At 69.5% G+C, this 17,326-nt stretch carries 20 protein-coding genes; 13 read left to right on the forward strand and 7 right to left on the reverse strand.

Going from position 1 to position 17,326, the window contains the following annotated elements; translation table 11 throughout:
- Positions 1-213 precede the first annotated feature (213 nt).
- From AC0665_RS00300 to AC0665_RS00335, 8 genes are all read left to right on the forward strand, one after another.
- The gene (locus AC0665_RS00300; RefSeq protein ID WP_468635250.1) at positions 214-402 is read left to right on the forward strand and encodes a ferredoxin; all 189 of its coding nucleotides are present in this window, start codon (positions 214-216) and stop codon (positions 400-402) included.
- Positions 402-1,679, forward strand: coding sequence for an NAD(P)/FAD-dependent oxidoreductase (locus AC0665_RS00305; protein ID WP_478611330.1), 1,278 nt, complete (start codon positions 402-404; stop codon positions 1,677-1,679). The genes AC0665_RS00300 and AC0665_RS00305 overlap by 1 nt, the downstream gene beginning before the upstream one ends.
- Positions 1,680-1,933: 254 nt before the next feature.
- Positions 1,934-3,229 (forward strand): polysaccharide deacetylase family protein, encoded by a 1,296-nt coding sequence (locus AC0665_RS00310; protein WP_478704151.1) that lies wholly within the window; start codon positions 1,934-1,936, stop codon positions 3,227-3,229.
- A 66-nt stretch (positions 3,230-3,295) separates the two neighbouring features.
- Positions 3,296-3,943 carry a TlpA family protein disulfide reductase gene (locus AC0665_RS00315; protein ID WP_468635254.1) on the forward strand — a complete coding sequence of 216 codons (648 nt, stop codon included), beginning with the start codon at positions 3,296-3,298 and terminating at the stop codon, positions 3,941-3,943.
- Between the two features lie 13 nt (positions 3,944-3,956).
- Positions 3,957-4,730 (forward strand): cytochrome c biogenesis CcdA family protein, encoded by a 774-nt coding sequence (locus tag AC0665_RS00320; protein WP_030840207.1) that lies wholly within the window; start codon positions 3,957-3,959, stop codon positions 4,728-4,730.
- A 3-nt stretch (positions 4,731-4,733) separates the two neighbouring features.
- Positions 4,734-6,482 carry a cytochrome c biogenesis protein ResB gene (gene resB / locus AC0665_RS00325; RefSeq protein ID WP_478704152.1) on the forward strand — a complete coding sequence of 583 codons (1,749 nt, stop codon included), beginning with the start codon at positions 4,734-4,736 and terminating at the stop codon, positions 6,480-6,482.
- Complete coding sequence (gene ccsB, locus AC0665_RS00330) at positions 6,479-7,561, forward strand: c-type cytochrome biogenesis protein CcsB (RefSeq protein ID WP_363120906.1); 1,083 nt, start codon at positions 6,479-6,481, stop codon at positions 7,559-7,561. The genes resB and ccsB overlap by 4 nt, the downstream gene beginning before the upstream one ends.
- 147 nt (positions 7,562-7,708) lie before the next feature.
- Positions 7,709-7,918: a hypothetical protein gene (locus tag AC0665_RS00335; RefSeq protein WP_478704153.1), complete on the forward strand. Its 210-nt coding sequence runs from the start codon at positions 7,709-7,711 to the stop codon at positions 7,916-7,918.
- Between the two features lie 435 nt (positions 7,919-8,353).
- On the opposite strand, the gene AC0665_RS00340 is transcribed toward AC0665_RS00335, so the two are convergent.
- Together AC0665_RS00340 and AC0665_RS00345 are read right to left on the reverse strand one after the other, a co-directional pair.
- Positions 8,354-9,751, reverse strand: a complete 1,398-nt coding sequence (locus tag AC0665_RS00340; protein ID WP_478704154.1) for a condensation domain-containing protein — start codon at positions 9,749-9,751, stop codon at positions 8,354-8,356.
- Between the two features lie 178 nt (positions 9,752-9,929).
- Positions 9,930-10,670 (reverse strand): MerR family transcriptional regulator, encoded by a 741-nt coding sequence (locus AC0665_RS00345; protein WP_478704155.1) that lies wholly within the window; start codon positions 10,668-10,670, stop codon positions 9,930-9,932.
- 133 nt (positions 10,671-10,803) lie between these two features.
- Here AC0665_RS00345 and AC0665_RS00350 point away from each other — a divergent pair, with 133 nt between their 5' ends.
- Positions 10,804-11,217, forward strand: coding sequence for a DUF6281 family protein (locus AC0665_RS00350; RefSeq protein ID WP_478507525.1), 414 nt, complete (start codon positions 10,804-10,806; stop codon positions 11,215-11,217).
- An 18-nt stretch (positions 11,218-11,235) separates the two neighbouring features.
- On the opposite strand, the gene AC0665_RS00355 is transcribed toward AC0665_RS00350, so the two are convergent.
- Complete coding sequence (locus AC0665_RS00355; RefSeq protein ID WP_468635268.1) at positions 11,236-11,841, reverse strand: DUF7848 domain-containing protein; 606 nt, start codon at positions 11,839-11,841, stop codon at positions 11,236-11,238.
- A 107-nt stretch (positions 11,842-11,948) separates the two neighbouring features.
- On the opposite strand from AC0665_RS00355, the gene AC0665_RS00360 reads away from it, so the two are divergent.
- Both AC0665_RS00360 and AC0665_RS00365 read left to right on the forward strand, forming a co-directional pair.
- Positions 11,949-12,908, forward strand: a complete 960-nt coding sequence (locus AC0665_RS00360; RefSeq protein ID WP_478507524.1) for a helix-turn-helix domain-containing protein — start codon at positions 11,949-11,951, stop codon at positions 12,906-12,908.
- The gene (locus tag AC0665_RS00365; RefSeq protein ID WP_363121047.1) at positions 12,856-12,969 is read left to right on the forward strand and encodes a DUF397 domain-containing protein; all 114 of its coding nucleotides are present in this window, start codon (positions 12,856-12,858) and stop codon (positions 12,967-12,969) included. The genes AC0665_RS00360 and AC0665_RS00365 overlap by 53 nt, the downstream gene beginning before the upstream one ends.
- A gap of 1 nt (position 12,970) precedes the next feature.
- On the opposite strand, the gene AC0665_RS00370 is transcribed toward AC0665_RS00365, so the two are convergent.
- From AC0665_RS00370 to AC0665_RS00380, 3 genes are all read right to left on the reverse strand, one after another.
- On the reverse strand, positions 12,971-13,315 hold the full coding sequence (locus tag AC0665_RS00370) for a hypothetical protein (RefSeq protein ID WP_468414726.1): 345 nt from the start codon (positions 13,313-13,315) through the stop codon (positions 12,971-12,973).
- The gene (locus AC0665_RS00375) at positions 13,312-13,917 is read right to left on the reverse strand and encodes a DUF6232 family protein (RefSeq protein WP_478704156.1); all 606 of its coding nucleotides are present in this window, start codon (positions 13,915-13,917) and stop codon (positions 13,312-13,314) included. The genes AC0665_RS00370 and AC0665_RS00375 overlap by 4 nt, the downstream gene beginning before the upstream one ends.
- A gap of 119 nt (positions 13,918-14,036) precedes the next feature.
- A complete protein-coding gene (locus tag AC0665_RS00380) occupies positions 14,037-14,357 on the reverse strand; it encodes a PLD nuclease N-terminal domain-containing protein (RefSeq protein ID WP_468414728.1) in 321 nt (106 codons plus the stop codon).
- A 67-nt stretch (positions 14,358-14,424) separates the two neighbouring features.
- Here AC0665_RS00380 and AC0665_RS00385 point away from each other — a divergent pair, with 67 nt between their 5' ends.
- A complete protein-coding gene (locus AC0665_RS00385) occupies positions 14,425-15,876 on the forward strand; it encodes a menaquinone biosynthesis decarboxylase (protein ID WP_468414729.1) in 1,452 nt (483 codons plus the stop codon).
- Positions 15,873-16,775, forward strand: coding sequence for a menaquinone biosynthesis prenyltransferase MqnP (gene mqnP, locus AC0665_RS00390; protein WP_468414730.1), 903 nt, complete (start codon positions 15,873-15,875; stop codon positions 16,773-16,775). Before AC0665_RS00385 ends, mqnP begins: the two co-directional genes overlap by 4 nt.
- Here the strand turns inward: mqnP and AC0665_RS00395 are convergent.
- A complete protein-coding gene (locus AC0665_RS00395; RefSeq protein WP_468414752.1) occupies positions 16,765-17,307 on the reverse strand; it encodes a rhomboid family intramembrane serine protease in 543 nt (180 codons plus the stop codon). The two genes, mqnP and AC0665_RS00395, sit on opposite strands and share 11 nt — an antisense overlap.
- Positions 17,308-17,326: the final 19 nt, after the last annotated feature.

Genomic DNA, 17,326 nt, shown 5'->3' on the forward strand with positions numbered 1-17,326 from the left:
TCAACTCCGGGTGCCCGGCGGCCGGTTGAGGAAACACGGCGCGGTGCGCAGGCTTCGCCGGACCGGCCCGCGGACCGTCCGTCACCGGCCTGAACAGGTCAGGTCCGCTTCAGGCCACCCGTCGCTTCTTCCTTCGCCGCACGGAGGCTCGTAGGGTCATGATCGCCGGAACTTGGGCCGGCGAAAGGGACGAGCGATGGAAGATCAGGGATCATGAAGATTTTCGTCGACAGGGTCAAGTGCCAGAATCATGGACAGTGCGCGATCTCGGCCCCGACCAACTTCGAGCTCGACGCCAATGGGGAGCTTCAATACCAGGAAGCGTTCGATGAGGAGAACGCCAGCGATATCGAGGACGCTGTCGACTCCTGCCCTCTGCAAGCGATCCACCTGAAATCGTGATGCCGCCGGCGGTTGATGGGCGGCCGCTTGTCGGCATAGTCGGCTCCGGTATAGCCGGACTGCGGGCGGCCAAGGCGATACTCAAGTGCACGTCGGACGCCAGGATCGTCATCTTCGGCGACGAGGCCCACCGCACCTACAATCGGCCGGGTCTGACGAAGAAGCGGTATCCCTTGTCGGATGCCCTCGACATGACGATCGCCGAGGACGTGAAGGTCAATGGAGCCGAGAACGACGCCCTGACCTGGCGCCTCGGCACCAGGGTCGAGGCAGCCGACCTGCGTGACAGGACTCTGCGTCTGAGCACAGGCGAGGCATTCCGGTACGACGGCCTCGTGATCGCCGCGGGTGTACGCCCGCGTGCCTCGGCCCCGGGCGCCGGGGAGTGCGAGCTTCATACGCATCGGACCCTGCGTGGTCTGGGCGATGCGCGCTACATCCACCATCGGCTCCAGGCGAGCGACAAGGTCACCTTGGCGGGCGCCGGATTCGTCGCGTGTGAGCTGGCTTCGCTGGCCAGAGGGTACGGCTGCGAAGTCCTCATGCTGGAAGCGCTGCGAGGCGGGCCGTTCGAGAGCATCCTCGGTGAGCGTGTCGCGAGGGCGCTCGGCCGCTGGCTCGTTCAGCACGGCATCACGTTCTTGACGGGCGATTCCGCGAGGGAACTGCTCTGTGAGGGGACACCGTCGCGTCCGGATCCCGCCTCCGGCCCGCCCGACCGCTCTCTTTTCATCGAGGCGATCGGCAGTGTTCCCAACGTGGAATGGCTGCATGGGAATGGTCTGGATCTGTCCGACGGGGTGCCCGTCGATGAATACATGCGTGTGTCGCCGTGGCCGAATGTTGTCGCGGCCGGGGACATAGCCCGCTACCCCGACCCGTGGGCGGCCGGCAGCCTGACGCGCATGGAATTCTGGAAGAACGCGATCGACACCGGTGATCTCGCGGGCAGGTCTCTGGCGTCGGCCTTGGGATACGGTGCGGTGACCTCCCGGATCCGGTACTTCCCCAGCATGTCCACGGAAGTGCTCGGCCTGCGTATCCAGATGGCCGGCAACCCGAAGGTCTCGGATTCGATGGAGATCGTCTGCGGGGATCTGGACCAACCGGACCAGGGAGTGCTCGTCGCGTACCTCCGGGAAGGCGCCATGGTCGGGGCTGCCTACATGGACACAGGTGCTCGGTTCAACAGTGCCTACATAAAACTCTTGGCGTCGTTGAGAAGCGCTGATCGGGCACCGGCTCCGGTCCCGGCGACGGCGTCGCGGAGCCGGTGATCGCCCGCAGCCGCTCCACGCTCGGCGGCGGGGAGCGCGTAAGCTCGCGGGCTCGTCGCCGGAGTGGTCGGTGAGGGTGGGTACGTCCCGCGCGGGGCGTTCGGTAGGCGCGAAGACGCCTGGGCACCCACGGTTCGACCCCTTCTGATCGCTTACGACTGCTTCGTTACGGAATCTGCGCATTTTAGCGGAACCTCTGCGTTCGTCACGTCCTCTCACTGGGTGACCAGCACGACGTACGAATCGGGGATGCCATGCGCGCTCTCTCCCGCAGGGGAATGCTCGGAATCGGCGCGGGAGCCGCCGCCGTCTCGCTCGCCGGCTGCGGCGGTCTCACGGGGTCGGACGACTCCGGCCGCGCCGACGGTTCCGGCGGCGACTCCGTGCGGAGCGGATCGAAGCCGAAGTCCAAGCCCGCCGCCCGCCCCATCGGCGACGGCTCCACCGCCCACACCGGCAAGCAGCCCCACCAGCCCGCCAAGCCCGAGCCGCTGGAGCCGGGGCAGACGCCCCCGCAGTTCGTCGTGTTCTCCTGGGACGGCGCCGGCGAGGTCGGCAACGGCCTCTTCCCGCGCTTCCTGGACCTCGCCGAGGAGCACGGCGCGAGCATGACCTTCTTCCTGTCCGGGCTGTATCTGCTGCCCGAGTCGAAGAAGCGCCTGTACGACCCGCCGAACAACCCGCGCGGCGCCTCCGACATCGGCTACCTCACCGACGCGCACATCAAGGACACGCTGAAGAACGTCCGCCGCGCCTGGCTGGAGGGCCACGAGATCGGCACCCACTTCAACGGGCACTTCTGCGGCGAGTCCCACGGCTCGGTCAAGAACTGGACCCCGCGGCAGTGGCGCAGCGAGATCGACCAGGCGAAGTCCTTCGTCAAGGAGTGGCGCACCAACACCGGCTGGACCGACCTGCCGCCGCTGCCGTTCGACTACGACAAGGAGCTCGTCGGCGGCCGTACGCCGTGTCTGCTCGGCCAGGACAACCTGCTGCCCACCGCCCGTGAGCTCGGCTGGCGCTACGACGCCTCCTCGCCCGGCGGCCTCCAGGTCTGGCCCCGCAAGCGCCAGGGCATATGGGACCTGCCCTTGCAGCAGATACCTTTCCCCGGCCGTGGCTTCGAGGTCCTGTCGATGGACTACAACATGCTGGCCAACCAGTCCCTCGCCACCACGAAGGCCCCCGCCCACAACTACCCGGGCTGGCGGAAGCAGGCGGCGCAGGCGTACATCCAGGGATTCAAACGGGCATACGAGACGAATCGGGCGCCCTTCTTCATCGGCAACCACTTCGAGCAGTGGAACGGCGGCATCTACATGGACGCCGTCGAGGAGGCCTTCAAGCACATCGCGCGCGAGAAGGAGAAGGGCGCGGATGTGCGCCTCGTCTCCTTCCGGCAGTTCACCGACTGGCTGGACGTGCAGAGGCCCGAGGTGCTCGACAGGCTCCGCACGCTGGGCGTCGGACAGCAGCCCGCCGGTGGCTGGCGGGAGTTCACCCGGCAGGCCCCCGAGCCGAGCGGGAAGGCCTCCGGAAACGCTGCCTGAAATGCGGTTTTCCGCCCGCAAGGGGGGTGGGCGAGACCCCCAGAACGGGCATGCGAAACTTTTCACATGAGTGCTGCCAGCGCCCCCCCGCGTTCGAACCGCACGGCCCGTGCCACCGGGCGCAGCCGACGTGTCCGCCGTCACGCCGCCCTGACCGCCGGCCTTGCCGCGACCGCGCTGCTCGTCTCCGCGTGCGGCTCCGGCGGCACCTCCGGCGGGGGCGGCAACACCAACTTCGTCACCGGCACCGACGGCGTCGCCACCGTCGCCCAGGGCAAGCGCACCCCGGCACCCGACCTGTCCGGCAAGACCATCGCGGGCAAGACCCTCGACGTCGCCGACTACAAGGGCAAGGTCGTCGTCCTCAACGTCTGGGGCTCCTGGTGCAACCCCTGCCGTGCCGAGGCCAAGTACTTCGCGAAGGTCTCCAAGGAGTACGCCGGCAAGGGCGTGCAGTTCGTCGGCATCAACACCCGGGACACCTCCACCGGCGCGGCCCTCGCCTTCGAGAAGGACTGGGACATCACCTACCCCAGCCTCTACGACCCCACCGGCAAGCTGCTGCTGCGCTTCAAGAAGGGCACGCTCAACCCGCAGGCGATCCCCTCCACGCTCATCCTCGACCGGGACGGCAGGATCGCGGCCCGCTCGCTGTCGGCGCTCAGCGAGGAACGGCTGCTGAAGATGCTCAAGCCGGTCGTCGCCGAGAAGTGAGCGGAGCCGGGACGTGAGCGCAGTCACCACCCTCGCCGCGGTGGCGGACCCCAACGGCACGGTGCTCAAGGGCGCCCTGCTGGCGGCTCTGCCGATCGCGCTGCTCGGCGGACTCGTCTCCTTCTTCTCGCCCTGCGTCCTGCCGCTGGTGCCCGGCTACCTGTCCTATGTGACGGGGGTCGCCGGCACCGACCTCGCCGAGGCGCGGCGCGGCCGGATGGTCGCGGGCGCCTCGCTGTTCGTGCTCGGCTTCACCGCCGTGTTCGTCTCCTCCGGGGCGCTGTTCGGCTACTTCGGCACCACGCTCCAGGAGCACAAGGACGTCCTGTCCAAGGTGCTCGGCGTGCTCATGATCCTCATGGGCGTCTTCTTCATGGGCCTGATGCCCTGGTTCACCCAGCGCGAGTTCCGCCTTCACCGCAAGCCGGTGGCCGGGCTGGCCGGCGCGCCCCTGCTCGGCGCGCTCTTCGGCATCGGCTGGACGCCCTGCATCGGCCCCACACTCGCCTCCGTGCTCGCCCTCTCCTCCGAACAGGGCAGCGCCGGACGCGGTGCCGTCCTGACCGTCGCGTACTGTCTGGGCCTGGGCGTGCCCTTCGTGCTCGCCGCGGTCGCCTTCCGCAAGGCCCTCGGAGCCTTCGGCTGGATCAAGCGCCACTACGTCTGGGTGATGCGGGTCGGCGGCACCATGATGATCGTGACCGGTCTGCTCCTGCTGACCGGCGCCTGGGACCGCATCGTGCAGGAGATGCAGGTCTGGTCCGACGGCTTCACTGTGGGGATCTGATCGATGAGCAAGACCACCGCCTCCGACCCGGCCCCGTCCGCCGCCGAGGACCAGGAGCTGGGCGACGCCGGCTCCCAGCTGTCCACCGCCCCCAAGGAGGACGCGCCCCACCTGCCCGCCCTGGGCGTCGTCGGCTGGGTGCGCTGGTTCTGGCGGCAGCTGACGTCCATGCGGGTCGCCCTGCTGCTGCTCCTGCTGCTCTCCCTGGGCGCGATCCCCGGCTCGCTCATCCCGCAGTCCGGCCAGGACGAGACGAAGGTCGCCGACTTCCGCAAGGCCCACCCGGCCCTCGGGGACGTCTACGACAAGATCGGCATGTTCCACGTCTACAGCTCGGTGTGGTTCTCCGCGATCTACATCCTGCTGTTCGTCTCCCTCATCGGCTGCATCGTGCCCCGCACCTGGCAGTTTGTCGGCCAGCTGCGCGGCCTGCCGCCCGGCGCGCCCCGGCGGCTGAACCGGCTGCCCGCCCACACCACCTGGCGCACCACCGCCGAACCCGAGCAGGTCCACCAGGCCGCCCTGGCCCTGCTGAAGAAGCGCCGCTTCCGCACGCATCTCACCGGGGGCGCCGTCGCCGCCGAGAAGGGCTACCTGCGCGAGGTGGGCAACCTTGTCTTCCACATCGCCCTCATCGTGATGCTGACCGCCTTCGCCTGGGGCCAGCTGTACAAGTCCGAGGGCAACAAGCTGGTCGTCGAAGGTGCCCCGGGGTTCTCCAACACCCTCACCCAGTACGACGACTTCAAGTCCGGCAACCTCTTCACCTCCGACGACCTGGTGCCCTTCAGCTTCAACCTGAAGAAGTTCACCGGCACCTACGAGCGCACCGGCCCCAACAAGGGCACCCCGCGCGTCTACAAGGCCGACATCACCTACAGCACGGGCGCCTACGGCAAGGACAAGAACGACACCGTCGAGGTGAACCACCCGCTGGAGATCGGCGACTCCAAGGTCTACCTCGTCAGCCACGGCTACGCCCCGGTCATCACCGTCCGCGACGCCAGGGGCAAGGTCGTCTTCGACGACGCCGTACCGCTGCTGCCGCTCGACTCCAACGTCACCTCCTCCGGCGTCGTCAAGGTCCTCGACGGCTACCGCAACGCCCAGGGCAAGAAGGAACAGCTCGGCTTCAACGCGTTCTTCGTGCCGACATTCGGCGGCTCCGCCAGCGGCACGATGCTGTCGCAGTTCCCCGCGCTGGACAATCCGCTGCTGGCGCTGTCCGCCTACCACGGCGACCTGGGGGCCGACTCCGGCATCCCGCAGAGCGTGTACCAGATGGACCGCACCAACATGAAGGAGTTCAAGGACTCCCAGGGCAAGCTGTTCAAGAAGCTGCTGAAGCCCGGTGAGACCATGAAGCTCCCGAACGGCGCCGGTTCGGTCACCTTCGGCAAGGACATCAAGGAGTGGGCCGGCTTCCAGGTCGTCCAGCAGCCCGGCAGCGGCTGGGCCCTCGCCGGTGCCCTCGCCGCGATCGGCGGCCTCGCCGGATCCCTGTTCATCCAGCGCCGCCGCGTCTGGGTGCGCGCGGTCGAGGGCGCCGACGGCGTCACCGTCGTCGAGATGGCCGGCCTCGGCCGCAGTGAGTCCGCCAAGGTCCCCGAGGAACTGGGAGACCTCGCCGGGGCCCTGTACGAGCAGGCCCCGGGCGCGCCCGACCCGGACGACCCCACCGATTCCCCCGACACCGACCCGGAGCCGGGTACCGCAACCCCCGTACCTGCCGAAGGGGCTGAGAAGCAGTGACCCTCGCCGCCGCCACGAACGAAAACCTCGCGAACATCAGCAATGTGCTGATCTACTCCGCGATGGCCGTCTACACCCTGGCCTTCTTCGCGTACATCGCCGAATGGCTCTTCGGCAGCCGCAGCAAGGTCGCCCGGACCGCCGCCGCGCTCACCAGCAAGGCGGACGCCAAGAAGGCGGCGCCGGCCGTCACCGTGAACCAGGCCGGCGGCACCGCCGTGCTGGAGCGGCCGAAGGTCACCGTGCGGGCCGCGTCCGGTCAGCGCGACGTGCCCGACGGCCCCGGGGCGCACGGCGGGGACGAGCAGGGCGACCTGTACGGCCGGATCGCCATCTCCCTCACGGTGCTCGCCTTCCTGATCGAGTTCGGCGGTGTCCTGACCCGCGCCCTGTCGGTGGAGCGCGCGCCGTGGGGCAACATGTACGAGTTCAACATCACGTTCTCCACGGTCGCGGTCGGCGTGTACCTGGGGCTGCTGGCCCTGAAGAAGAACGTGCGCTGGCTGGGCCTGTTCCTGATCACCTCGGTCCTGCTCGACCTGGGCCTGGCGGTCACGGTCCTGTACACCGCCAGTGACCAGCTGGTCCCGGCCCTGCACTCGTACTGGCTGTACATCCACGTCTCGACGGCGATCTTCTGCGGCGCGGTCTTCTACGTGGGCGCGGTCGGCACGATCCTGTACCTCTTCAAGGACTCCTACGAGAGCAAGCTCGCGAGCGGCGGCACGCCCGGCACCTTCGCGACCTCCGTCCTGGAGCGGCTGCCCTCCTCCGCCTCCCTCGACAAGTTCTCCTACCGCGTCAACGCGGCCGTCTTCCCGCTGTGGACGTTCACGATCATCGCGGGCGCCATCTGGGCCGGTGACGCCTGGGGCCGCTACTGGGGCTGGGACCCGAAGGAGACCTGGTCCTTCATCACCTGGGTCGCCTACGCCTGCTACCTGCACGCCCGCGCCACCGCCGGCTGGAAGGGCCGCAAGGCCGCCTACCTGGCCCTGATCGCCTTCGGCTGCTGGCTGTTCAACTACTACGGCGTGAACATCTTCGTCTCCGGCAAGCACTCCTACGCCGGCGTCTGAGCCCTCCCGACAGGATGTGCGACGACCAGCCCTGCCGGTCGGTAGATTCAGCCATCCGGGGTATGTAACCGTCGGCGAGCGGTTGAATACGCGATGCTGTGCAGGTCACGCAGCACGCCACAACCGTCTGGGGGGTAGACGATGAGTGTGACGATCGACGAGCGGGCGATTTCGGAACACGAGGACGACATCGTGATCATCGTGTCCGACGCCGACTACCGGGATGCCGCGCAGCGAGCCCTGGACGAGCTCGGACTCACCTACGCCGAGCTCGAAGAGCAGGCGAAGGAGGGGAACTTCACCTCGTCGCAGGCGCATGCTCTGTGGGTGTCCATCGGCGGCACGGTTGATCTCTGACCTGTCGAAACAGGCCTACAAGTTCGCCAGGGAGTTACAGGAGACCCTCAACGGGACCGTGTGCCAGCATGTGCGGATCACCGCCGTGCTGCGCCCGCGTTCCGCGGTCGGTCCTGTCGCGGTCCTGGATGCAGGTTCGTCTCGATGAAGAAGCCGACTTCTTGACGGTCCATTCGTCCTACTGCGGCATCTTCACCGATGAGGCTCTGGAGACCTGTCTGCGATCGCCGAACGGCTGGCCGACGGCCGGGAGGGCTGGGAGAAGCGGGTCGAGGAGGGGCGCAATCGCTATCGGCGCGGTCAGTTGCTGGCGGCGATGAGGCGCAATCCCGATGTGGTCGAGGAGTACCTCAAGGGCCGCGGCGAGTAGCCGCTGCCCAGGCCGCGACGCCCTGCTCGGTGTGTCCGGGCAGGGCATCATCGTGTCCGGCCCGGCTAGGGGCGGCGGGCCGTGCCGGTCACGATGTCCCGCAGGCGTTCGGTGTACAGCCGCAGGTTCTTGTGCGCGACGTCGGTGTCGGGGTAGCGGGCCGCGAACCACAGGCCCTCGTGGAGGCGGGTGATCCAGGCGCAGACCTGGTCGCCGTAGGAGACCCTGATCAGGCCGTAGGCGTTGCGCTCGGTCCAGAGGGTGGAGTCGGGGGTGTCGCGGGCGTCGGCGAAGGACACGATGGAGTACATGTCGGGGGACGTGGGCCGGAAGTCCGCGCCGAGCAGGCGCAGTACGCGGGCCAGGGGCATGCGCGCGAGCGGCCGGTTGGCGTGCAGGGCGGCCCGTACGGTCTTCAGCACGTCGGGGAAGTCGGGGGTCCCGGCGACGGGCACCTCGATGGGGGCGCCCCCGACGTACCAGCCCACGGAGTCGGAGTACGCGGACTTCGCCCGGGTGTGGAAGGGCACCACCGTGCGGTAGACGGGTTCGCCGCCGATCTCGTGGACGATCAGGGCCGTCGCCGCGAGGAGGCCGACGAGAGAGCCTCCGTAGGGGCGGCAGTACGCCTCGAACGCGGCGGCGGCCTCCGCGTCCACGAGCATCTCGCGCATGAGCTTCTGGGCCGGCAGCCCGCCCCCGTCATCCAGCCCGAGGTCGACCGGGAAGCTCGGCAGCCGCCCGTCGCAGCGGCGGATGAAGTCCCGCCAGCGGGCGACGATCTCGTGGTCGGCGTCGATGCGGTCCGCGTTCGCCCGCTCGGCCTCGCAGAAGTCGACGTAGCTGCTGACGGGGGGCTGCTGCGAGGTGCGTCCCGTGAGGTGCCCGGCGTACAGCTCATGGATCTCGGCGGGGATGCGGTAGATGGAGAAGGCGTCGACGTTGCTGTGGTCGAAGGCCATGTAGACGCTGGTGGAGTCGTCCCGGACGACGGCCGTGTAGATGAGGTTGGGCCAGCGCAGCGCGTCCGCCGTGGTGTCGAAGCGGTCCTGGAGGTGCTGGGCGAGCTCGGCCGGGTCGGTGAACTCCCCGCCGTCCTCGCGGTGCAGGGCCACGGCGTCGGCGTCGAGGGTGAAGCGGCGCAGCGAGTCGCCGGGGCCGCCCGCCCAGCGGAAGCCGCTGCGCAGCGTCTCGTGCCGCAGCGTCCAGTCGCGCAGCGCCTCACCGAGCGCGTCCAGGTCGGCCCGGCCCGGGAGGTCGAAGGCCGCGCCGATCCAGGTCGGCACGAACAGGCCGTCCTCGCGCACGGTCCGTGCCGTGCGCAGGTGCGACTCCTGGATGTAGGCGGGCGGCCTGGAGTCCTCCGGCAGGGCCTTGGCCGTCGCGACGGTCGCCGGACTGAGCGTCCATTCGACGAGTCGCCCGGGCCGGACGTCGCAACGCTGGATGTCAGTCATTCGCACGAGGCGTCTCCGTTCGCAGATGGGACAGACCCGACCAAGGGAATGACGACGGAGCCACCGCCCACACCAGGTGTCGCCACTTTTCCGTGGAACGGATGGCTCCTCGAACGGTGATACGGGCCCCGAGCGGGGTGCGTCGTTGACGTGCGGGCCGATTTAGCAGATCAGAGGCCCGGTGTCACCGCGTGGCTTGGCGATCGCAACCGTCCGCTTCGAGGAACTCCAGATGCGCGTGCAGGGCGCCCGCGCCCTCGATCATGGCTCTGCTGCGGGCCGTCAGCGCCGCGCCGCGGGCCGTCACCGCCGCGCGCAGCGCCGCGCTGCCGCCCTCCCGCCGCAGCCCCTCCAGCACCGGCCTGATCTGGTCGAACAGATAGTGGCTGCGGCGCAGGGTGTGCACGAACCGGGCGTCGCGCACATCGGCCGGCGCGTAGGTCCGGTAGCCCGTCCCGCGTTCGCGCCCCGGCGTGAGCAGCCCGGCCCCCTCCCACACCCGCAGCGCGGACGTGCGGACGCCCAGCAGCGCCGCGACCTCGCCGATGCGCAGTCCGCCCGACCGCGGCAGCGGGGCGGGCGGCTCGGCCGCCAGCAGCTCCAGGGCCTCGCTCGCCGTCCGCAGTGACACCCGCTCCTCGTGCAGGGCGGCATGGGCCGCGTCGAGCAGGGCGAGCGCGCCGGGGGCGTCCCCCTCGTGCAGGGTCCGCATGATCCCGGCGGCCGTCACCGGACCGTACCCCCGCAGCAGTGCCCGGTACGCCAGCAGCGCGCCGCGGTGCACCTCCCCGAAGACGCGGTAGCCGGACGCGGTCCGCGCTGCAGGAGGCAGCACACCGGCGTCCTCGTAGTTGCGGATCTGCTGCGTCGAGACACCGGCCAGCCGGGCCAGGTCGACGGAACGGAGGCGACGGTCGTTCGTCATCGATGGGAAGGTTACGGAACTCGAAGGAATGGACGACCGCATACGCCCGGGATCCGAACCGATCCGTAGCCCCCCACGTCTTCGTTGCGTATCCACCCCGCCGGAGCGCCCGCTCCCCCAAGGAGGCCCACCGATGAAGGCGTCACTCCCACGCGTCGACCAAGGCCCCGCACGGGCGCTGCTCGCGGCGACCCTGCTCTCCCTCTCGGTGGGCTGCACGGCGACGTCCGCGGACGGCGGCGGGCGCGCCCAGGCGTCCTGCGCGTACGTCGTCGAGTACGACAGCCGCAGGTACCTGGGCCGCGAGGAGACGGACATCCCCGTGGGGGAGTCGCTCGGCAGCGCCACCCGCCCGGCGTGCGACGACACCCCCGGCGACGGCGACGACGGAGAGGGCCCGGCCCTGATGACGGCGTTCGCCGTGCGGGGGGTGGATCCGGCCGTCGCCGTCGCGGTGGCCGAGGACCCCGGCGCGTACCGTCTCGTCGTCGCCGAGTCCGTCAGGGAACTCCCGCCGGAGCTGCGGAAGATGACCGACCGCTCCTGACGGGCACCGGGCGGGGCGTCAGCCCTGCCGCTCCAGTACCGCGTAGTCGGCGAAACTGCGGCGGTAGCGCAGGTGCCTCGTCTCCTGGGTGTGCCTGCGCTGCCACTCCTCGACCTCGCCGGGCGCCTGGCACGGGCCCGAGCCCGCCCCGCAGTCCTCCTCCTCACCGGAGACGCAGAACGCCTCGTACTCGGGCTGGGCCGACGCGTCCTGCACGATCGAGTACGGCACGTACCGGAAGACCCTGCGGCCGGCCGACTCCCCACCGTGCTCCGCCCGTTGGTGCTGGCGCAGCAGCACGTTCGCGTCCGTCACGGCACTGCCGTCGAACGCCGCGCGCGCCCGGTCCCGCCGGGTCGCGAACTCCTCGCACGTCGCGCACCCGGGCACGGGGGAGGGCGGCCGGGCCGGATCGACCGCCAGCCCCTCCCTGGAACGGTCGTTGAGCGCGCGCAGGCCGGCACTGAGCCGCTCGTCCGGGGTGGCCTCCCGGATCCTCGACGGGTCCGCCTGCCACTCCCGGCCGCCGCCGACCGGGCGCAGCATCACATACGGACCGGTTCTGTCCTGGTACTCGCCGACCTTGCGCGTGTGCGGGTCGTAGACGAGCTTTCCCGGTTCCATTTTCGCGTACCTCCGTCACTCTGGGTGTGCAGAGCGTCGCGCACGGGAACAGTCCGGTTCAATGCTTGGCGTGTGACACCGGTGCACTGTCACGGAGGGGGGAAGCCGTGAGCCGACGGAACGGCGGGGCGGAGTCGGGGGCGAGCACGGCCGCGGTGTTCGGGGAGGTGCTGCGGCATTTCCGCGAGGCCGCGCTGCTCACGCAGGAGGCGTTGGCGCGGCAGATCCCCTGCGACCGTTCGCACGTGGCGCGGGTGGAGGCGGGCACGAGGGTGCCGCAGGACACGTTCGCCAAGGCCTGTGACGAACTGCTGGGAACGGGTGGGGTGTTGCTCCGGCTGTGGGGCCGGATCGACTGGTACCCGCAGGTGGAGCATCCCGACTGGTTCCGTCGCCGCGCCGAGATGGATGAGGAGGCGGTAACCCTTCGGGAGTATCAGGAGCGGTTGATTCCGGGGTTGTTGCAAACCGGGGAGTACGTCCGGGCGCTGTTCTCGCGAGTCGCCACCGGTGACGAGGTTGAGGAGCGGGCTCGCGCACGACTGAGCAGGCAGCGACGGTTCCTGGCCGAGGGTGGTCCGCTGTACATCGCCGTTCTGGACGAAAGCTGCCTGCGCAACATGGTGGGGGGCCCGGCCATCATGAGAGACCAGTGTGCCCACCTGCTGAGCGTCGGGCGACGCCCCAACATCCGCATCCAGGTGGCCCCGGCGAGCTTCTCGGAGTTGCTTCGCCCCAACGTCTCCATGTCGCTGATCGAGCTGCCGGACGGGCACCGATGGGTCTACTCGGAGTCGCTTGACCGCGGACATTTCAACGACGATCCGGCCGTCTACAGCCGACACAGCCACGCCTATGATGTGCTCAGGGCAGACGCTCTGTCAGTCCGCGAGTCCGTCGCCCTGATCAGCGACGCGATGAAGGGGTACGAGCAGCATGAACAGGCACGAACTCTGCGCGGCGAACTGGATCAAGAGCAGCTACAGCGGGGAAAACGGCGGCAACTGCATCGAAATAGCCCCCGGTTTCCCCGAAACCGTCCCCGTGCGCGACAGCAAGAACCCTGACGGACCGGTCCTGGTCGTCGGCCGGTCCGCCTGGTCGGCGTTCATCGGTTCCGTGCGCTGACCTACTGCCCGCTCAGCATCTGCAGGACCCGGTTCGCGGCCTCCGCCACCGGCTGCCCCACCGCCCCGACGGCCGCGGCGATCGCGGCGACGGCCATCAGCGCGCGGTGCCGCTCGGCCGGCGGCGCCGCGTCCGCGGCCAGCACCGGCAGCGACTCGTCGATGAGCCGCACGCTGGGCTGCGGCAGCTGTTCGCGCAACTCGCGTACCCCTTGGAGGAGTTCGGCGAGGGCCAGCCGTAGGGCGGGGTCGGGGTCGCCGCCCGTGCCGTTCTTCACGATGCCCGTGTTGCCGCTGCCGCCGTGCATGGTGACGTTGTCGCCGTAGTAGTAGTTGTTGCCGCTCACGCCGCGATCCCCACGTTCCCGTTGCCGCCGTACATGTTGACGTTGTCGCCGAAGTAGTAGTTCGTGGGCGAGCTGATCGTGAGTCGCTCCACGGTCACCCGGAACTCCGTGTCGGGGTTCTCCAGCGCGCCGGCGACGTAGCCCACGAGCTGGTCCAGGTGCTGCGGGTTGTGGCTGGTGACCATCGCCGTGGACGGGCCGGCCGTCTCGACGGCGAGGACGTAGTGCGACGGGGCCGTGAGCACGGACAGCATGTCGACGAAGAAGGAGATGAGCGCGGCGCCCGCGATGAGCCACACGAAGACGAGGAGCCCGCCGGCCGTGGACTCGTCGGCGAGGACGGTCAGGCCGGCGATGATCGACAGACCGACCGCCACGGCCAGGATGATCCCGGTGCGGGCGAGGAAGCGGATGACCGCCTCCTTGCGCCGGGGGTGGAGGGTGAAGGTGTACACCCGGGCGATGTTGCGCAGCGGGTAGGCCGCGCCGCCCACCCATAACAGCCCCTTGGCGACCCGCAGTTCGACGTCGGTGACGGACCGGGGCGGCGTGGCGGGCGGGGGCGGCACGTCGTACTGGCCCGGTGGCTGCTGTGTCTCCATGTGATCCCCCTGAGCGCCGGCGGGTGCGATGTGGCAGCCGTGACTGCGTGAACACCATTGACGACGGTGCGTGTCCCCAGAGCAAGTGATTTCACGAACCGGGCGGGGGACCGGAGGGGTCAGGACTCGTCGGGGCGCCTGGGGTCGTCGTCCTTCTTCTTGTCCTCGTCGAGGGACTTCAGGAAGTCGGGGTTGTCGTCGGGGGCGACCCACTGGCGGGAGCGGCCGGCACGGGCGCCGGACCAGCCGTCGGCGGCGGGGCTGCGCTTCTTGCCGGCGATCAGCCAGGAGATCGAGCCGACGAGCGGGAAGAGGAGCACCAGGATCGCCCACAGCGGCTTGGGCATGTGGCGGATGTCGTCGTCCTTGGTGCTGATGCAGTCGATGAACGCGTACACGCTCAGCGCCAGCGGCACGAGGAACATCAGTACCCGGAGCATGCGCGGCCTCTCAGCAAAGCGGTGGGCGGTTCCAGGCCAGGGTAGCCGCTCGGGGATACTGGACCCCATGGCTTACGACGATCTTCGCTCCCTGCTCAGGGCGCTGGAGCGCGAGGGCGACCTCAAGCGCATCAAGGCCGAGGTGGACCCGTACCTGGAGGTCGGGGAGATCGTCGACCGGGTGCAGAAGTCCGGCGGCCCCGCCCTGCTCTTCGAGAACGTGCGCGGGTCGAGCATGCCGCTCGCGATGAACGTGTTCGGCACGGACCGGCGGCTGCTGAAGGCCCTGGGCCTGAAGTCGTACGCGGAGATCTCCGAGCGGATCGGCGGGCTGCTCAAGCCCGAGCTGCCGCACGGCTTCGTCGGTGTGCGCGAGGCCTTCGGCAAGCTCGGCGCGATGACCCACGTCCCGCCGAAGAAGGTGAAGGACGGCCCCGTGCAGGAGGTCGTCCTGACCGGCGACGATGTCGACCTGGAGCAGCTCCCGGCCCTGTTCACCTGGCCGAAGGACGGCGGGTCGTTCTTCAACCTGGGGCTGACCCACACCAAGGACCCGGAGAGCGGTGTCCGCAATCTCGGGCTGTACCGGCTCCAGCGCCACGACAAGCGCACCATCGGCATGCACTGGCAGATCCACAAGGACAGCCGCAACCACTACCAGGTGGCCGCGCGCCGGGGTGAGCGGCTGCCCGTCGCGATCGCCTTCGGCTGCCCGCCCGCCGTGACGTACGCCTCGACCGCGCCGCTGCCCGGGGACATCGACGAGTACCTGTTCGCCGGGTTCCTCGCCGGCAAGCGGATCGAGATGGTCGACTGCAAGACCGTCCCGCTCCAGGTGCCCGCGCAGGCCGAGGTCGTGATCGAGGGCTGGCTCGAGCCCGGCGAGATGCTGCCCGAGGGGCCGTTCGGCGACCACACCGGCTTCTACACGCCGCAGGAACCCTTCCCGGCGCTGAAGATCGACTGCATCACGATGCGCAAGCGGCCGCTGCTCCAGTCGATCGTCGTGGGCAGGCCGCCGACGGAGGACGGGCCGCTGGGCCGCGCGACGGAACGCTTCTTCCTGCCGCTGCTGAAGATCATCGTGCCGGACATCGTGGACTACCACCTGCCGGAGGCGGGCGGCTTCCACAACTGCGCGATCGTCTCGATCGACAAGAAGTACCCGAAGCACGCGCAGAAGGTCATGCACGCCATCTGGGGCGCCCACATGATGTCGCTGACCAAGCTCATCGTGGTCGTCGACTCCGACTGCGACGTGCACGATCTGCACGAGGTGGCCTGGCGGGCGCTGGGCAACACGGACTACGCCCGGGACCTGAGCATCGTCGAAGGCCCCGTCGACCACCTGGACCACGCCTCCTACCAGCAGTTCTGGGGCGGCAAGGCCGGAATCGACGCGACGAAGAAGTGGCCCGAGGAGGGCTACACGCGCGACGGCGGCTGGCCCGACATGGTGGAGTCCGACCCACAGACGGCGGCGAAGGTGGACCGCCGCTGGAAGGAGTACGGCCTGTGACCTCCGCTTCCGCCGCGATCCCGCAGCCGGGACGCACCAAGGCCTTCCTCCGGCTGGTGATGATCGAGCACTCGGTCTTCGCGCTGCCCTTCGCCTACATCGCCGCGCTCACCGCGATGTTCCAGTGGGACAAGAACATCCACTGGGGCCGGCTGCTGCTGGTCACCGTCTGCATGGTGGGCCTGCGCACCTTCGCGATGGCGGTCAACCGGATCATCGACCGGGAGATCGACGCCCGGAACCCGCGCACGGCGCAGCGCGAGCTGGTGACGGGCGCGATGTCGGTGAAGCACGCCTGGACGGGCGCGCTGATCGCGCTGGCCGTCTTCCTCGGCGCCGCCGCCCTGCTGAATCCGCTGTGCCTGGCGCTGGCCCCCATCGCGGTGATCCCGATGGTGGTCTACCCGTACGGCAAGCGGTTCACGAACTTCCCGCAGGCCATCCTCGGTGTCGCCCAGGCGATGGGCCCGATCGGCGGCTGGCTGGCGATCACCGGATCCTGGTCGTGGGACGCGGTGATACTGGGTCTCGCCGTGGGCATCTGGATCGGCGGCTTCGACCTGATCTACGCCTGCCAGGACGTGGAGACCGACCGCGAGATCGGCGTCATGTCCGTCCCCGCGCGCTTCGGCATCCCGTCGGCGATCTGGGGCGCCCGGGTCTGCCACGCGCTGACGACGGCCCTGTTCGTCTGGTACGCCCTGGCGACCGGCGCCGGAGCCTTCTTCTGGCTGGGTCTGCTGATCGTCGCCGCCGCGTTCCTCTACGAGCACTCCATCGTCCGGCCCCACGACCTGTCCCGCGTCAACCGCGCGTTCTTCAGCGTCAACGGCTTCATCGGCATCGCCCTGTTCGTGTGCGCGCTGCTGGACCTGCTGGTGCGCGGCCTCACCGTGTGAGAACGGGCGGCGCGGGGCGGCGGCCCAGCACGAACGCCGCCGCCACGCCCGCCAGCAGACCCAGCAGATGGCCCTGCCAGCTGACGCCCGTCTGCGTCGGGGCCAGGCCCGCCAGGATCGACCCGCCCCAGACCGAGGCGATCAGGACGCCCACGAGGATCCCGAGCGGGCGGCGCTCCACGAAGCCGCTGACCAGCAGGAAGCCGAACAGGCCGAAGATCAGGCCGGAGGCGCCCGCGGTGTTGGTGCCGTCCGGGGATATCAGCCACACGCCCAGGCCGTCGGCGACGACGACCAGTGCGCACACCAGCAGGAAGCGGCGGATCCCGGCGAGCGCGGCCAGGAAGCCCAGCACGAGCAGCGGCAGGGTGTTCGCCGCGAGATGCGCGAAGCCGAAGTGGATGAACGCCGACGGGACGACGTCGACCAGCTCCGACGGCTCGCGCGGGGTGACGCCGAAGCGGTCCAGGGCGTGGCCCGTCACCGCGTCCACCGCTTCCAGCAGCCACAACAGCGCGATCCAGGCCGCCATCAGCTTCCCCGCGGCCAGC

The organism is Streptomyces sp. NPDC043685 (assembly GCF_056436585.1).

What these genes read in the sequence shown, in the direction of transcription:
- AC0665_RS00300 (WP_468635250.1), top strand. Translation starts at nt 214, where the DNA reads ATGAAGATTTTCGTCGACAGGGTCAAGTGCCAGAATCATGGACAGTGC.
- AC0665_RS00305 (WP_478611330.1), top strand. Translation starts at nt 402, where the DNA reads ATGCCGCCGGCGGTTGATGGGCGGCCGCTTGTCGGCATAGTCGGCTCC.
- AC0665_RS00310 (WP_478704151.1), top strand. Translation starts at nt 1,934, where the DNA reads ATGCGCGCTCTCTCCCGCAGGGGAATGCTCGGAATCGGCGCGGGAGCC.
- AC0665_RS00315 (WP_468635254.1), top strand. Translation starts at nt 3,296, where the DNA reads ATGAGTGCTGCCAGCGCCCCCCCGCGTTCGAACCGCACGGCCCGTGCC.
- resB (WP_478704152.1), top strand. Translation starts at nt 4,734, where the DNA reads ATGAGCAAGACCACCGCCTCCGACCCGGCCCCGTCCGCCGCCGAGGAC.
- AC0665_RS00345 (WP_478704155.1), bottom strand. Translation starts at nt 10,670, where the DNA reads ATGACGAACGACCGTCGCCTCCGTTCCGTCGACCTGGCCCGGCTGGCC.
- AC0665_RS00350 (WP_478507525.1), top strand. Translation starts at nt 10,804, where the DNA reads ATGAAGGCGTCACTCCCACGCGTCGACCAAGGCCCCGCACGGGCGCTG.
- AC0665_RS00355 (WP_468635268.1), bottom strand. Translation starts at nt 11,841, where the DNA reads ATGGAACCGGGAAAGCTCGTCTACGACCCGCACACGCGCAAGGTCGGC.
- AC0665_RS00375 (WP_478704156.1), bottom strand. Translation starts at nt 13,917, where the DNA reads ATGGAGACACAGCAGCCACCGGGCCAGTACGACGTGCCGCCCCCGCCC.
- AC0665_RS00380 (WP_468414728.1), bottom strand. Translation starts at nt 14,357, where the DNA reads ATGCTCCGGGTACTGATGTTCCTCGTGCCGCTGGCGCTGAGCGTGTAC.
- AC0665_RS00385 (WP_468414729.1), top strand. Translation starts at nt 14,425, where the DNA reads ATGGCTTACGACGATCTTCGCTCCCTGCTCAGGGCGCTGGAGCGCGAG.
- AC0665_RS00395 (WP_468414752.1), bottom strand. Translation starts at nt 17,307, where the DNA reads ATGGCGGCCTGGATCGCGCTGTTGTGGCTGCTGGAAGCGGTGGACGCG.